Origin of the sequence: Streptomyces sp. NPDC021224 (assembly GCF_044332905.1) — a bacterium.
In the GTDB taxonomy this organism is placed as follows: Bacteria; Actinomycetota; Actinomycetes; order Streptomycetales; family Streptomycetaceae; genus Actinacidiphila.
This window is the reverse complement of sequence record NZ_JBIRPW010000002.1, coordinates 218816-232749: the sequence shown is the minus strand read 5'-3', so window position 1 is coordinate 232749 and position 13934 is coordinate 218816. Positions and strand designations below refer to the sequence as shown.

At 76.7% G+C, this 13934-nt stretch carries 13 protein-coding genes; 5 read left to right on the top strand and 8 right to left on the bottom strand.

All coding sequences use genetic code 11. The features are described from left to right. Nucleotides 1–27: 27 nt before the first annotated feature. Nucleotides 28–987, bottom strand: coding sequence for an NAD-dependent epimerase/dehydratase family protein (locus tag ACH4PY_RS06085; protein ID WP_398176442.1), 960 nt, complete (start codon nucleotides 985–987; stop codon nucleotides 28–30). 20 nt (nucleotides 988–1007) lie between these two features. Continuing rightward, nucleotides 1008–1955, bottom strand: coding sequence for an alpha/beta hydrolase family protein (locus ACH4PY_RS06080; protein WP_398176440.1), 948 nt, complete (start codon nucleotides 1953–1955; stop codon nucleotides 1008–1010). A gap of 339 nt (nucleotides 1956–2294) precedes the next feature. On the opposite strand from ACH4PY_RS06080, the gene ACH4PY_RS06075 reads away from it, so the two are divergent. The 3 genes from ACH4PY_RS06075 to ACH4PY_RS06065 all read left to right on the top strand — a co-directional run bounded on the left by ACH4PY_RS06075 (nucleotide 2295) and on the right by ACH4PY_RS06065 (nucleotide 4434). After that, nucleotides 2295–2813 carry a TetR/AcrR family transcriptional regulator gene (locus tag ACH4PY_RS06075; RefSeq protein WP_398177583.1) on the top strand — a complete coding sequence of 173 codons (519 nt, stop codon included), beginning with the start codon at nucleotides 2295–2297 and terminating at the stop codon, nucleotides 2811–2813. Between the two features lie 92 nt (nucleotides 2814–2905). After that, entirely contained in the window at nucleotides 2906–3511 is a 606-nt protein-coding gene (locus ACH4PY_RS06070; RefSeq protein WP_398176438.1) for a TetR/AcrR family transcriptional regulator, read from the top strand. Continuing rightward, on the top strand, nucleotides 3508–4434 hold the full coding sequence (locus tag ACH4PY_RS06065; protein WP_398176436.1) for an SDR family oxidoreductase: 927 nt from the start codon (nucleotides 3508–3510) through the stop codon (nucleotides 4432–4434). Before ACH4PY_RS06070 ends, ACH4PY_RS06065 begins: the two co-directional genes overlap by 4 nt. A 10-nt stretch (nucleotides 4435–4444) precedes the next feature. Here ACH4PY_RS06065 and ACH4PY_RS06060 read toward each other — a convergent pair whose 3' ends face one another. The 5 genes from ACH4PY_RS06060 to ACH4PY_RS06040 form a co-directional block, all read right to left on the bottom strand. Continuing rightward, nucleotides 4445–7474 (bottom strand): tetratricopeptide repeat protein, encoded by a 3030-nt coding sequence (locus ACH4PY_RS06060; protein ID WP_398176434.1) that lies wholly within the window; start codon nucleotides 7472–7474, stop codon nucleotides 4445–4447. A 158-nt stretch (nucleotides 7475–7632) separates the two neighbouring features. Beyond that, on the bottom strand, nucleotides 7633–8118 hold the full coding sequence (locus tag ACH4PY_RS06055; protein ID WP_398176432.1) for a hypothetical protein: 486 nt from the start codon (nucleotides 8116–8118) through the stop codon (nucleotides 7633–7635). Between the two features lie 126 nt (nucleotides 8119–8244). Then, a complete protein-coding gene (locus ACH4PY_RS06050) occupies nucleotides 8245–9009 on the bottom strand; it encodes an FAD:protein FMN transferase (RefSeq protein WP_398176430.1) in 765 nt (254 codons plus the stop codon). Then, nucleotides 8999–9481, bottom strand: coding sequence for an FMN-binding protein (locus ACH4PY_RS06045; RefSeq protein WP_398176428.1), 483 nt, complete (start codon nucleotides 9479–9481; stop codon nucleotides 8999–9001). Before ACH4PY_RS06045 ends, ACH4PY_RS06050 begins: the two co-directional genes overlap by 11 nt. 64 nt (nucleotides 9482–9545) lie before the next feature. Further along, the gene (locus tag ACH4PY_RS06040; protein WP_398176426.1) at nucleotides 9546–10925 is read right to left on the bottom strand and encodes a ferric reductase-like transmembrane domain-containing protein; all 1380 of its coding nucleotides are present in this window, start codon (nucleotides 10923–10925) and stop codon (nucleotides 9546–9548) included. A gap of 206 nt (nucleotides 10926–11131) precedes the next feature. On the opposite strand from ACH4PY_RS06040, the gene ACH4PY_RS06035 reads away from it, so the two are divergent. Together ACH4PY_RS06035 and ACH4PY_RS06030 are read left to right on the top strand one after the other, a co-directional pair. Next, entirely contained in the window at nucleotides 11132–11875 is a 744-nt protein-coding gene (locus tag ACH4PY_RS06035; RefSeq protein ID WP_398176424.1) for a response regulator transcription factor, read from the top strand. After that, nucleotides 11872–13341, top strand: a complete 1470-nt coding sequence (locus ACH4PY_RS06030; RefSeq protein WP_398176422.1) for a sensor histidine kinase — start codon at nucleotides 11872–11874, stop codon at nucleotides 13339–13341. The genes ACH4PY_RS06035 and ACH4PY_RS06030 overlap by 4 nt, the downstream gene beginning before the upstream one ends. On the opposite strand, the gene ACH4PY_RS06025 is transcribed toward ACH4PY_RS06030, so the two are convergent. Then, the gene (locus ACH4PY_RS06025; protein WP_398176420.1) at nucleotides 13310–13699 is read right to left on the bottom strand and encodes a hypothetical protein; all 390 of its coding nucleotides are present in this window, start codon (nucleotides 13697–13699) and stop codon (nucleotides 13310–13312) included. The genes ACH4PY_RS06030 and ACH4PY_RS06025 overlap by 32 nt on opposite strands. Nucleotides 13700–13934 lie beyond the last annotated feature (235 nt).

Here is a 13934-nt window from a genome sequence, read left to right as displayed (position 1 = left end):
CCCCCTGTCCCGCCCCCTCGGCCGCCGTCAGGCGGTGTTCCCCGCCCGCAGCCAGGCGACGTAGTCGGCCGCCGCGCGCTCCGTGCCGTACTCCGGCCGGTAGCCGGTGTCCCCGGTCAGCCGGCTGATGTCGAACACCATCCGCGGGGCGTCCTCGCCCCCCGCCGGAAGGTCCACCCGGGCGTCCGGGACGGCCGCGCGCAGCGCCCGCGCGACCTCGGCGTTGGTCGTCGCCCGGCCCGAACCGACGTTGTACGTACGGTGGTTCAGGGTGTCCGCGAGCTGGAGCAGGGCGAGGGCGCGGCCGGTGTCCTTGACGTACGTCAGGTCCAGCCCGTCCCCGGCGCGGGCCGGGCCCGCGAGGTGCGACAGGTCGGGCGCGGCGCCCCGGGCGGCGGCGTGCACGAGGGCGGGCGCGGCGAAGAACGGGTCGGAGTGGCCGAGCGGCCCCCATGTGCCGGAGATGCGGTAGGTGACGATGTCGAGCCCGGTGGCGTGCGCGAGGTGGCCGCCCAGCAGTTCACCGACCTTCTTGAACGTCGGGATGGAGACGGGCCCGGCGGCGAGCGAGAGCGGGGCGTCCTCGCGCAGCGGCGCGCCGAGGGCGGTGCCCGCGTAGACGCCGATCGTGCTCGCCAGGCCGAGCCGCCGCACACCCCAACGCTGCGCCGCCTCCACGACGTTGAGCAGGCCGTCGAGGGATGTGCGGGTCGCGGCGACCGCGGTGTCCGGTGCGGTGTCCCAGGGGAAGGAGCCCGCCAGGTGCACGATGCCGGTGACGTGGTGGCGGCGGCCGACGGCGAGCAGCGCGTCGCGGTCGGCGACGTCCGCGGACTCGACGGCGATCCGGGCGGCGTCCGGGCCGTCGAGGAAGGACGGGAGCGGGCGCGGGCGGCGCTGGAGGACGACGACGTCCTCGCCGCGGTCCAGCAGTGCGCGGACGGTGTGCGAGCCGATGAAGCCGAGGCCTCCGGTGACGAGGATCATGGTGGTGCCTTTCCGGTGGGTCAGACGGCCGGTCGGACGGACGGCGCGGCGGGCTTGCCGCGCAACTCGCCCAGGCCGCCGAGGGTTTCGGGGTCCGCGGCAGCACGGGGCCAGGCGGGGTCGGCCGGGTCGAGGGCGCTGCGGAGGTAGGCGGTGCTGAGCCGCTGGATCAGACCGACGCGGGCGGGGCTCTCGTCCGTCGTCTCCGCGGCCTCGTAGCCCGGTACGCCGCCGAGCGAGTGCTCGGCGCCGTGGAGGGTGAGCAGGCTCTTCGGGCCGGGGCTGTGGACGTACCCGTCGGTGAACCAGTCCGGCCCGCGCGTGGTGAGGCGGGACAGGTCCTTGTCGCCCGCGACGATCAGCGCCGGGGCGCGCATCGCCGCGAACGAGGGCCGCATGAAGGGGAAGTGCTCGGCGGCCAGCGGTGTCGGGGCGTCCCCGAGCCCGGCGAGGGCGAGCAGCACCCCGGCGCGTACCCGCCCGTCCGTCAGGTCCTCGCCGGGCGTCGTCCCGTCGGCGCCGAGCACCCGGGCGCCGAGCAGCGTGCTGGCCGTCTGCGCACCCCACGAGTGCCCCGCGACCGCGATACGCCCCCGGTCCACCCGCCCCCGCAGGCCGGGCACCGCCTGCTCGACGGTGTCGAGCCCGTCCAGGACGCGCACGAGGTCGTCGATCCGGATGCGCCAGACGCGCGGCGTGCGCGGGTCGTCGGCGGGCACGCCGAGGGTGCGCGAGTCGAGGTGTGTGGGCTGTACGACGACGAAGCCCCGCGCGGCCCAGTGCTCGGCGAGCGGCGCGTAGCCGTGCAGGGAACTGCCGAAGCCGTGCGAGAAGAGGACGAGGGGGAGGGTGCCTTCCCCTGCTGCGGCCGGGGCGGACACCCGGACGTGGAGGTCCGTGCCCCGCCCGGGGGCCGGGACGACGACGGGCCAGGCGGAGACGACGGGGGTGGGGGCGGAGTGGGCCATGGTGGGAAACGCCTTCCGGGAGCGCGGATCCGGCGACGACTGGCCGCCGGAGGCGCGGTGTGCCACGATAAACGAAGCGGAACCACGTTCCGATTCGATGTCACCGACGATACGGAACACGGTTCCGTTTTGCAAGGCCGACCGCCGGTCGCCGCACGGAAGGAGCACCGCAGGGTGCGCGAGACCAGCCGAAGGACCACCCCGAAGGCCGCCACCACCGAGGCCGCCGCCGAGGCCGCCGCGCCCGAGGCCGCCGCCCCGGAGGGCGACACGCCCGCGCCCGGCGCCGCGCAGCCGGGCGGCTCGCGGCGCAAGGACGCGCGGCGCAACCAGCAGGCGCTGCTGGACGCCGCGGCGGAGGCGTTCGTCGCGTCCGGCGTGGACGCGCCCATGCGGGACGTCGCCGCGCGCGCGGGGGTCGGGGTCGGGACGCTCTACCGGCACTTCCCCACCCGCGCCGACCTCGTCATCGCCGTCTACCGGCACCAGGTCGACGCGTGCGCGGAGGCCGGACCCGCGCTGCTCGCCGCCGAGCCCACCCCGCACGACGCGCTCGCCCGCTGGGTGGACCTCTTCGTCGACTTCCTGGTCACCAAGCACGGGCTCGCCGCCGCGATGCAGGGCGACAGCGCCGGGTTCGAGACGCTGCACACGTACTTCCTCGACCGGCTCGTGCCCGTGTGCGACGCGCTGCTCGCCGCCGCCACCGCCGCCGGGCAGGTGCGCGCCGCGGACCTGGACGCGTACCACCTCATGCGCGGCATCGGGAATCTGTGCGTCGGGGCCGAGTCCGATCCGCGGTACGACGCCCGGCGGCTGGTGAAGGTCCTGGTCGCGGGGCTGCGGCAGCCCGTCTGAGGGCCGTGCGCGGACGGGCGGGGGTTGCCCTGGTCCGGGGCTGTCGGCTATTAATAAATGGACGTTCATTTACTCGTCCAGGGAGGTCCCCCGTGGCACGCCCGCGCGCTGTCGAGGACGCGGTGATCCTGCGCGCGACCGCCGACGTCATGGGACGGCTCGGGCCCGCCGGGCTCACCCTCGCCGCCGTCGCCCGCGAGGTCGGCCTCGTCCCCGGCACGCTCGTGCAGCGCTTCGGCTCCAAGCACGGCCTGCTGCTCGCCCTCGCCGACCGCTCGGCAGCGGAGGCCGCCGACGTCGCCGACCGGGTACGGCGCGAGCACCGCGGCGCGCTCGATGCCCTGCGGGCACTGACCGTCGAGTCGGCCGCCTCGATGGTCACCCCCGAGCGTTACGCGCACCACCTGGCCTTCCTGTGCGCGGACCTCACCGACCCCGAGCTGTACGCCCGCGCGCGGGCCGTCCACGAGGCGTACGGCCGGGCCGTCGCCGAACTGCTCGCGCGGGCCGCCGAGTCGGGCGAGCTGCGGCCCGGCACGGACGTGCCCGCGCTCGCCGACGCCGTCCGCGCGGTCACCGCGGGCGCGGGCCTGAACTGGGCCCTCGAACGCCGCGGCACCCTCGCCGAACGGCTCCGCCGGGACCTCGGCACCCTGCTCGCCCCGCATCTCCCGACACGCGACACGGAGGCATCATGACGACGCACGCAGGCCCGCCCGCAGCCCCGCTGGCCGGCCGGGTGGCCCTGGTCGCGGGCGGGACCCGCGGCGGCGGGCGCGGCATCGCGGTCCAGCTCGGCGCCGCGGGCGCCACCGTGTACGTCACCGGCCGCAGCAGCGCCACCGCCGGGCGCTCCCCGCTGGACCGCCCCGAGACCGTCGAGGAGACCGCCGAGCTGGTCACCGCCGCGGGCGGCACGGGCATCGCCGTCCGCACCGACCACAGCAGCCCGGACGACGTGCGCGCGCTCGTCGGCCGGATCGCCGTCGAGCAGCACGGACGCCTCGACGTCCTGGTCAACTGCATATGGGGCGGCGACCCGTTGACCGACTGGGACCGCCCGCTGTGGCAGCAGGACCTCGACACCGGGCTGCGGCTGCTGCGGCAGGCGGTGGAGACCCATGTGATCACCAGCCGCTACGCCCTCCCCATGCTCGTCGCCCGTGGCAGCGGCCTCGTGGTCGAGGTCACCGACGGCAACACCGCCCGCTACCGCGGCTCGTTCTTCTACGACCTCGCCAAGTCCGCCGTCATCCGCCTCGCCGTCGCCCAGGCCGCCGAACTGCGCCCGCACGGCGTCACGGCGCTCGCGATCACCCCGGGCTTCCTCCGCTCGGAGGCGATGCTGGAAGGATTCGGCGTGACCGAGGCCAACTGGCGCGACGGCGCCGCGAAGGACCCGCACTTCGCGCACTCCGAGAGCCCCGCCTACCTCGGCCGCGCCGTCGCCGCGCTCGCCGCGGACCCGCACGTCATGACCAAGTCGGGCCGCGCGCTGGCCACATGGGGGCTCTACGGGGAGTACGGCTTCACCGACACGGACGGCACGCAGCCGGACTGGGCCGCGCACTGGGCAGCCGACATGGAGGCCGAACACGGGCCGCTGGGGGCGGCGTTGTGAGGTCCGGCGGTCACTCCTCCTCGTCCGCCCGCATGCGCTCCAGGTCGTCGCGGACCTCGCGCGTCGAGGCGGCGCCGGACCCGTCGAGGCGTTCCCGGACGGCCAGCAGCCGGGCCAGGTCGCTCAGCGCGCCGGGGGTGTCGCCCGCCACATAGCGGTTGAGGGCGAGCTGGTGGCGGGTGTCGAGGGTCACCGGGTGCTCGGGGCCGAGCACCCGCACGCAGTCGACGTGCAGCTCCACGAGGGCGGTGAGCGCGCCGAGGGTGTCGGCCTGACTGCCGCGCGCGGACGCCAGCCGGAGCCGGACCCGCAGGGTGCCCGGATGCTCGGGCCCCGGCACCCGGGCACACCGGGCGGCCAGGTCGGCGAGAGCCACGAGGGCGGCGACGGGGCGGCCGGCGCGCTCGTGCGTCTCGGCCACGTCCGCGAGGAGCTGCCGTGTGCGGCGGTGGCACGCGCCGAAGACCCGCTCGGTGTCGGCGAGCAGTTCCGCGGACGTCTCCGCGAACGCGGCTGGCTCCGGGTCCGGGGAGGCGAACCTGAGCAGGCGGCCGCGGATGATCACCGTCCAGGGGTGGCCGCGCTCCCGTTCCTCCCACCGGTCGTGCATGTCGCGGAGGGTGCGTTCGAAGACCCGCCGCCCGGAGCCCGTGGCACCGGCGACGGCCACCGCGATCCGGCATTCGAGCGTCGCGGGGTGATCCGGTCCCAGCGCCCGCCGCGCGTCGGTGAAAGCGCGTGCCACCAGCGCCTGTGCCTGGGCGTGGTCACCGCCGCGGGCGCACGCGCTCGCGTGCAGCCGCATGGCCACGATGGCGAACGGATGGTCGGCCCCCACGGTCCGCAGCAGTCGGGCGTGCAAGGCGCTCGCCAGGGTCGTTTCGCTGAACCGCCGTCTGTCGTCGCCGTCGAGCAGCAGCCCGGCGGCCGCGTCGACATCGGGCACCAGCGGCTCGGTGGTCTCCCGGCCGAGCATCGCCGCGACGATCTCGCTCGCCGTGTGCAGGGTGTCGATGTGGTCGGGGCCCAGCAGCCGGATCCGGTCCGCCAGCACCGCGGCGAGTTCCGCGCGCGGAGCGGGCGCGTCCCAGCCGATCGCGGACAGCCGGGCCGCCGCGAGATCGCACCGGGTCGTGAGCAGTTCGGGATCCTCGTCGCCCAGCACCGCGCGCTGCCGGGCCGTGACGTCGGCCAGCTCGGACGCCGCGCCGAACTCGTCGCCGCGGGCGCCGCGCCAACGGGCCGCCCGTGCGAGCCCCTTGAGCATGTCGGGGTGCTCGGTCCCCAGTCTCTCGGAGTCGAGCCGGACCAGGTCGCGGAAGTACTCCTCGGCCCTCCCGTACCGGCCCCAGGCGCCGAGGCTGCGTCCGTAGCGGAAGGCGACGGGGTGCAGGCCGTCACCGCGGCTCAGATCGGCGACGGACCTGCCGTCGATCTCGGCGTCGCAGGCTCCCAGGGCCTCGGCCGTGTCCCACAGCGACCCGGCGTGCAGCAGGCTGCGTTCGACGTCCGGCCAGGCCGCAGCCACGGCGTCCAGCAGGCCCTGACGCACCGGCTCCTCGTCGTACAGCGACGGCACACCGGCCAGGCTCGCCCGCCGCGCGTACGGGACAGTGCTCACGGATCGGAAGCCGCCGGTCTCCTCCCGGTCGACCAGGCTCGTGGCATGCAGGGCGCGCAACGCAACACGTACGGCGTCCGCGTCGACCGGGACGATCCACGCCGCCGCCTCGCGGGAGATGTAGCGCTCCACGAGGGCGGCAAGGGCGGGGGCCGCCTCGACCGGCACGATCCGCGCCGCCTCGCGCGGGACGGAGCGCTCCTGGGCGGCGGGGGCGGGAGCGTCCGCGCCCAGCCACTGCGCCCCGGCGGCCCGCAGGCGGTCGCCGAGCAGGGCGATGTGCCGCAGGGCTGCCTCCGTGACGAGGATGTCCTCCGGGACACGCTCCCCGTCCAGCTGCGTGATCGTGGCGAACACCGCGCGCACCACACCGTCCGGTGCCATGGCCGCGGCGGCGTCGATGGAGCGCTGGAGGGGCGTCGGCCGGGCCTCGTCCCTGCCGGGGGCGGCGCCGCGGGACGCGAGGTACGCGTCGAGGTACGTGTCCAGGGCGAGCCCGCCGGACTCGATCTCGCCCGCCGCACGGGCGACGAAGGCCCGCACGTCGTTCCCGACCGCCCGGCGGGCGGCCGGGTTCAGCTCCAGTGCGAGTTCCAGGTAGGCGTGGGCCTCCTCGAAGGTGAACGGCCGGACGCGGACGACCTGCGGGCTGCCCGGGCCCTCGAAGTCGGCCCGGTTGCTGGTCACGAGCACGCGCCCGACCGGACTCGCGGGCGGCCACAGGCCCGTCAGGTGAGCGGGGTCGGTCACGCCGTCCAGGACGACGAGCCACGGGTGCGGCTGCGTGCCGCCCGCCGGGCGCAGCCAGTTGAGGAAGGCCTGCGCGCCGTCCGCCGCGTCGGCGTACGTACGGCCGAGGACGTCCTGGCCCGCGCGGGCGTACGCGGACAGGACCGCCTCGCGCGAGGACGCGTCGACCCACAGCAGCAGGTGCAGGTCGCCGCTGTCCCACGCGGATTCCGCATAACACGCGGCCAGTTGGGACTTGCCCGTGCCGAACATGCCCGCGAGGACGAGGGGCCGGCCGCCCACCGGCTCGGGGACGTCCCGCTCCTGGAAGGGCGAGGCGAGGGCGGGCACCCGGCCGATGCGGTACGGCAGGCGGACCGCGGTCTGCGTGACCTGGTAGTTGTTGACGATGTGCGCCTGGCCCACCGCGGCGCCGCTGCCCTGGTTCTCGACGTGGATGTCCCGCCCGGCGCGCACACCGCCGCCCGGGGAGGGGGGTTCGGTCTCGCCGACACGGCGGTGGCCGGACGGCTCGGGCACCGCCTCGTCGGCGACGGCGTGCACGGGCAGGACGCCCGTGCCGTCGTCGCCGGACCGCGCGGACTCCTCCGCCGACAGGACGCGACGGGTGGCGAGCACCCCGGCGACGGCCATCGGGCCGAGGGCGGTCGCGAGGGCCAGGTCGCGCATGGCCGCCGCGGCCCTCCCGCGCCGCTGATGCGCGGGTTCCGCCGCGGCGGCAGCCTCGCGCACGGCCTGCGCCGCGGGCTCGTGCGCGGCGGGCGCCTCGCGAGGCAGGGCCTCGGCGGCGTCCGCCGGAGAGGTCGGGCTCGTGGGTGCCGGAGCGCTCAGCCCTGGGATGCGTCCGGCGTCGGAGGGCGGGTGGCGCCCACGTGGACGTCGCCGCGGATGACGCCGGCGGCAACGGAGTTGGGGGCCGTGGCGCGGACGTGCAGGTCGCCGCCCACCGCGAGCCCGCCGTCCGACGCGTGCACCTCGGTGCGGGCGGGGAGTTCGGCGAGCAGCGTGCGCAACTCCGTTGCGGCTGTGGTCTGTTCGTCGGTGTCGAGGTCTTCGAGCAGATCCCGGATGCGGTTCGTCCACACCACGCCCGCGCGTTCCCGTACGGCCGCCAACTCCGTGCCGGGCGCGGCCTCCAGCTCGGCTGCGGTGGTGTCGAGACGTTCGAGCGTCGCCCTCTCCCGGCGTTCGCTCCCCCGGCCGAACCAGCCGGCCATCCGGGTCCGCAGCTGCGTCCAGGCGTCCGTGCCCGCCGCGGTCACGACCGCGGCTCCCCCCGATGCCGCGAGCGCGGCAAGTGCTTGCTCCAGCATGAACACCCCTGTGTGCGACGGCCCTTTCCCCCGAAGGTAGCTCTTTCCGGGCGGCTCGGGGAGCGCCTTGCGAAACGCCGGACGCGTAACTTCCGTACGGCCCGCCGTGCCCCTCCGCCCGCCCGGCTACGCGGGCGACGGGAAGCCGGGGGTGGCCCACACCTCACCGGACGCCGTCACGCCGTGCGCCTGCGTGCCGGGAAGCGACTCCAGCCAGCCGCGCGCGGCCGGGCCCATCGCGTAGCCCGCCGTCGCGCACACGTCCGCGTCGGACAGGGAGGCGGTGACGACGGTCAGCGAGGCGGCCGCGCCGCACGGGGGGCGGCCGGTGTGGGGGTCGAGGATGTGCGCGCCGCGTTCGGCGGGACCCGAGGTGGCGACGGCCAGCGACCCGCCCGGCGGGGCGAGGACGACCCCGGCGAGGGCGTCGGGCAGCAGCGGGTGGGCCAGGCCGATGCGCCAGGGGCCGCCGTGCGTCTGGATGTCGCCGCCGCCGTTGACGCACACCGCCTCCGCGCCGGACGCGGCGATCATCGCCGCCGCCCGCTCCACCGCCCAGCCCTTGACGAGGCCGGTCGGGTCGAAGCCGGGGCCGCCGGCGTACCGCGCGCTGAAGTAGCCGCGGGTGCGGCGCTCCGCCGCGTCGCACAGCCGCATCACCTCCCACACCTCGGGCGAGCACGCCGACAGCGCGAGGGTGCCCGCCGCGAGGCGGCTGATCTGGCTCTGCGGGCGGTAGGTCGAGAAGACCTCGTCCACGTGCTCCAGCCACGCCCCGGCGGCGTCCAGCGCGGCCCGGGTCCGCGGGTCACCGGCACCGCGGACGTCGAGCGAGAAGACCGTCCCCATGGTGCGGACGACGCTCACCGTGCGCGCGGGTTCAGCCGCCATGGGCCTTGTCCAGCGCGCTCTGCAGGGACCGCACGTAGCCGTCGCTCGTGTAGGTGGCCCCCGACACCGCGTCGATCCCCGCGCTCTGCGCCGCCAGCGCCTCCTGGGTGAGCTGGGGGACGGAGAAGGAGGTGATCTCCTGGTCGCGGCCGTTGCCCTGCGGGGCCCGGAGGACGTCCACGCCGGTGAGCCGGCCGCCGGTGAGGGTGATCCGCACCTGGACGGGACCGTAGCGCGTCTGGACGGTGTCCCCGTCGATCTTCTGCGTCCCCTTCGCCCCGCCGGTGGCCGTGGGCTGCGGGCCGGTGCCCGCCGCCGGGGTCCGCGGCGCACCCTGGGGGGCCGGGGCCGCCGTCACCGCGGGGGCGTTGGTGTGCGGTTTGAGCGCCAGCAGCGCGAGCACGCCGGACGCCGTGGCGGCGGTGGCCAGCGCGATCCGCGCGCCGGGCGCCAGCAGGGGCATGCCACTCATGAGCGGGCCTTTCTCCGGTCGACGGCGGGGTCAATGGTGGGGCCGGGGCCGCGGTCGTCGGCGGTCACAGCGCGAAGGACTCGTGGTGGATACGGCGCGCGGGCACGCCCGCGGCCCGCAGTTGCGTGTACGCCGCCCGGGTCAGGGCGGGCGGCCCGCACAGGTACACGTCGTGCACCGCGATGTCGGGCAGCGCGGCCCGCAGCCCTGCCGCGGTGAGGTCGGGGCGGCGGCCGTCCGGGGCGTTGACGGCGAGGAAGAGTCGGGCGCCGCGGGCGTGGGCGATCGCCTCCAGTTCGGAGCGCAGCGCCAGGTCGGCCGGGGTGCGGGCGCGGTAGATGAGGGAGAGGTCGCCGGGGCGGCCGGGCAGCGCCTCGAAGAGCGCCCGCAGCGGTGTGACACCCACGCCCCCGGCGAGCAGCAGCACCTTCTGCCTCCGGCGGCGGTCGGCGGTGAGGGCGCCGTAGGGGCCCTCGGCCCACACGCGGGTGCCGGGGCGGAGCCGGGCGAGGGCGGCGCTGTGGCCGCCGACCGCCTTGACGGTGATGCGCAGGGCGTCGCCGCGCGGCGGCGCGGACAGCGAGTACGGGCCGGAGGTCCAGCGCAGGCCGGGCGCGAGGAAGCGCCACCGCAGGAACTGGCCGGGGCGGGCGCGCAGTTCGCCGAGGCGCCGCCCCTGGACGAAGACGGACACCACGCCGGGCGCCTCGCGCACGACGGAGGACACCCGCAGCCGGTGGCGCAGGTTGAGCCGCAGCGGGACGAGCAGGCGGTACCAGAGGACGGCTGCGGCGGCGGCGCCGTAGAGGACGTACCAGCCGGTGCGGGCGCCGGAGCCGCCGGGGAGGTCCGCGCCGAGCGCGAGCTGGTGCCAGAAGGCGAGGTAGAGGGCGAGGTAGGTGAGCAGGTGCAGGTGGTACCACGTCTCGTAGCGCATCCGGCGGCGCGCGGCCCGTACCGACAGCGCGCCCACGGCCAGCAGCAGGAGGCCGCCGGCCGCGCCCTTGAGCATGTCGGGGTAGGTCGTGACGACGGTCCACGTCTCGTACGCGATGTCCGTGTGCGCCTGCGCGCTGTAGCCCGCGAGCACGCAGGTGACGTGCACCAGCAGCAGGCACACGACGTAGCGGCCGGCCATGGCGTGCCAGCGGGCGACGCGGTCGCTGCCGACGGCGTTCTCCAGGGCGGGCACGCGCGCCATGAGCAGGACGAGCAGCGCGCAGCCGTACCCGCACAGCAGGCCCGCGATGCGCCCGGCGCCGAGCAGCCAGCCGTCGGCGCCGACGACCGAGCCGGTGTCCTGCCACCACAGGGCGAGCACCGCCGCGGCCCCCGCCCAGCCGAGCGCGAGCACGACCGCGGCGGCGGAGACGCCGTCCACGGGGGTGGCGGGGGGCGCGGCGGCCTGGTGACGGGGCGGCGCGGCGCGGGAGGCGCTGGTCATCGGGGTTCCTCTCGTACGTGTACGCCTGCCACTGTCGGGCCCGAACCTCTGAATGACCTCTGAGTACGACCGGCCCCGCCCCGGTACGGGCCCGCTCCCGCCGGTCCACGGCGCACGGCGCGCGGGCGGCCGCCCCCCGATCCACAGCAAACGCAGAGGCGGCCGGGCGCGCCGCGGACGGACCGGCGCGCGATGCTGGGGGGACGATGAGATCCACGCCCTCCGCTTCCGCCCCGCCGCCCCTGGCGCATCCCGACGGCACCCCCGTGCGGGTGCTGGTCGTCGACGACGAGCCCGACCTCGCCGAGGTGCTGTCCGGGGCGCTGGCCTACGAGGGCTGGCAGGTGCGGACGGCGGGCGACGCGGCCGGCGCGGTCGCCGAGGCCGCGGCCTTCCGGCCGGACGCCGTCGTGCTGGACGTGGTGCTGCCGGACGGGGACGGTCTCGCGGTGCTGCGCAGGCTGCGGGCGGCGCAGCCGGACGTGTGCGTGCTCTTCCTCACCGCGCGCGACACCGTCGAGGACCGTATCGCCGGGATCACCGCGGGCGGCGACGACTACGTGACCAAGCCCTTCTCGCTGGAGGAGGTGCTCGCCCGGCTGCGCGGCCTGCTGCGCCGCGCGGGGATGACCCGGGCGCGCGGCGACGCGGCGCTCCTGGTGGTCGGCGACCTGCTGATGGACGAGGACGCGCGCGAGGTCAGCCGGGGCGGCGAGCCGGTGGAGCTGTCGCCGACGGAGTTCGAGCTGCTGCGCTACCTGATGCGCAACCCGCGCAGGGTGCTCAGCAAGGGCCAGATCCTCGACCACGTGTGGTCGTACGACTTCGGCGGCCAGGCGCATGTGGTGGAGCTGTACATCTCCTACCTGCGGCGCAAGATCGACACCGGCCGCCCGCCGATGATCCACACCGTCCGCGGCGCGGGCTACGTCATCCGGGCCGCGGTGTGAGCGGACGCTCCCCGCGGTGGGCACCGCGGACGCTGCGCGGGCGGCTGATCTGCGGGCTGGTCGTGCTGCTCGCGCTCAGCTGCGCCGCTGTCGGGATCGCCGCCGTGCTCACGCTGCGCTCCTACCTCACCGGGCAGCTCGACCAGCAGCTCGCCGCCGCGGGCGGGCGCTTCCCCGCGAGTCTGGAGCACCCCGGGCGCGGCGAACCGGACGGCGACAACGCCCACGCCGACACCCGCCGCCAGGCCCCCGGCACCTTCGGCGCCCGGCTGCTCGGCGGCAAGGTCACCGACGCCGCCGTCGTCCGCTCCGGGACGGACACCTCCGTGACGCTGTCGGCGGGCGACCGCGCCGCCCTCGCCGGGCTGCACCCCGACGGGCGCCCGCACGGCCTGGACCTCTCCGCGCTCGGCGACTACCGGGTCGTGGCCGTGACGGGCGACGACGGCGACGTGCTCGTCACCGGGCTGCCGCTGGAACGGGTGGAGGCCGCCGCGCGGCGGCTGGTGATCGTCGAGGCGGTCGTCTTCGGGGTCGCGCTCGCCGGGGCGGGGACCGCGGGCGCGTTCTGGGTGCGCTGGTCGCTGCGGCCGCTGCGCCGGGTGGCCGCGACCGCCGCCGCCGTCACCGCGACCCCGCTGGCCAGCGGTGCGGTGGAGCTGCCGGACCGGGTACCGCAGGCCTACACCGACCCGCGCACCGAGGTCGGGCAGGTCGGGGCCGCGCTCAACCTCATGCTCGGGCACGTCGAGGACGCGCTCGCCCGGCGGCACAGCAGCGAGGAGCGGCTGCGCCGCTTCGCCGCCGACGCCAGCCACGAGCTGCGCACCCCCGTCGCGTCGATCCGGGGGCACGCCGAACTGGCGCTCCGCCGGACCGAGCCCGTACCGCCCGGGGTGCGCCGGGCGCTGGAGCGCATCGGGGCGGAGTCCGCGCGGATGGGCGGCATGGTGGACGACCTGCTGCTGCTCGCCCGGCTCGACGAGGGGGTGCCGCAGGCCAGCGAGCCGGTGGACCTCACCCTGCTGGTCCTGGCCGCCGTCGAGGACGCGCGGGCCGCGGGTCCCGGCCACCGCTGGCTGCTGGACCTGCCCGAGTCGCCGGTCACGGTGACGGGCGACGGGGCGCGGCTGCACCAGGTGCTCGCCAACCTGCTGGCCAACGCCCGCGTCCACACCCCGCCGGGCACGCACGTCACCGTGCGCCTGCGCCGGACCGCGTCGGGCGGCGCGCGGCTGGTCGTCTCGGACGACGGGCCCGGTGTGCCGGAGGCCGTCCGCGACACCGTCTTCGAGCGCTTCACCCGCGGGGCGCGGGCGGAGGGCACGCCCTCCGGCGGCGCCGGGCTCGGCCTCGCGATCGTCGCGGCCGTGACCGCCGCGCACGGCGGCACGCTGACGCTGGCGTCGCGTCCGGGCGCGACGGCCTTCACCGTCACCCTGCCGTCGCGCGGGGCCCCTTCGTGACGGGCGCGGCCGCGCGCCGGGGCGGGGCCGGGCGGCCCGCGGCGGCCCAGGCGCGCAGGGAGCGCGCGCGGGTGTGGCCGTAGTAGATGCGCGGGACGCGGAAGTAGGTCCAGGGCAGGGCCCCGGCGTAGCCGTCGGCCGCGCGGAAGTGGACGACGGCCTCGGTGTGGCGGCCCGCGTGGGCGAGCGCGTACGCGAGAGTGAGGTGGACGCGGGGCAGCAGCAGGTGCCCGGCCGGGGCCGCCTCGACCGCGTCCATCGTCGCGTCGATCGCGGCCCGCCCGCGCGTCGTGCCCCAGCGGCGGTCGGGCTCGGCGTCGTCCGTGCGGCGCTCGTACAGCTCGTGCAGGCGCAGCACCGGGAGCAGGCTTCCGGCGGGCGCGCCGGCGATCGCCTGCTCGGCGAACTCGCGGGCGAGCTGGTCGGAGCCGCGCCACTTCGCGCACCAGTACTGGAGCGCGCCGGCGTGCCCGAGGAAGGTGTGCGGGTCGCGCGCGGTGATCTCCGCCCACAGCGCGCGGAAGCGCTCGTGCGACCAGCCCTGGCCGTAGGGCCTGTCGTGTGGATCTCCGCGGCGTCGCGTGCCCCGGCAC

Coding starts and splice junctions, on each gene's coding strand:
- ACH4PY_RS06085 (WP_398176442.1), bottom strand. CDS start 987: ATGATCCTCGTCACCGGAGGCCTCGGCTTCATCGGCTCGCACACCGTC.
- ACH4PY_RS06080 (WP_398176440.1), bottom strand. CDS start 1,955: ATGGCCCACTCCGCCCCCACCCCCGTCGTCTCCGCCTGGCCCGTCGTC.
- ACH4PY_RS06065 (WP_398176436.1), top strand. CDS start 3,508: ATGACGACGCACGCAGGCCCGCCCGCAGCCCCGCTGGCCGGCCGGGTG.
- ACH4PY_RS06060 (WP_398176434.1), bottom strand. CDS start 7,474: ATGCGCGACCTGGCCCTCGCGACCGCCCTCGGCCCGATGGCCGTCGCC.
- ACH4PY_RS06055 (WP_398176432.1), bottom strand. CDS start 8,118: ATGCTGGAGCAAGCACTTGCCGCGCTCGCGGCATCGGGGGGAGCCGCG.
- ACH4PY_RS06050 (WP_398176430.1), bottom strand. CDS start 9,009: ATGGCGGCTGAACCCGCGCGCACGGTGAGCGTCGTCCGCACCATGGGG.
- ACH4PY_RS06045 (WP_398176428.1), bottom strand. CDS start 9,481: ATGAGTGGCATGCCCCTGCTGGCGCCCGGCGCGCGGATCGCGCTGGCC.
- ACH4PY_RS06040 (WP_398176426.1), bottom strand. CDS start 10,925: ATGACCAGCGCCTCCCGCGCCGCGCCGCCCCGTCACCAGGCCGCCGCG.
- ACH4PY_RS06035 (WP_398176424.1), top strand. CDS start 11,132: ATGAGATCCACGCCCTCCGCTTCCGCCCCGCCGCCCCTGGCGCATCCC.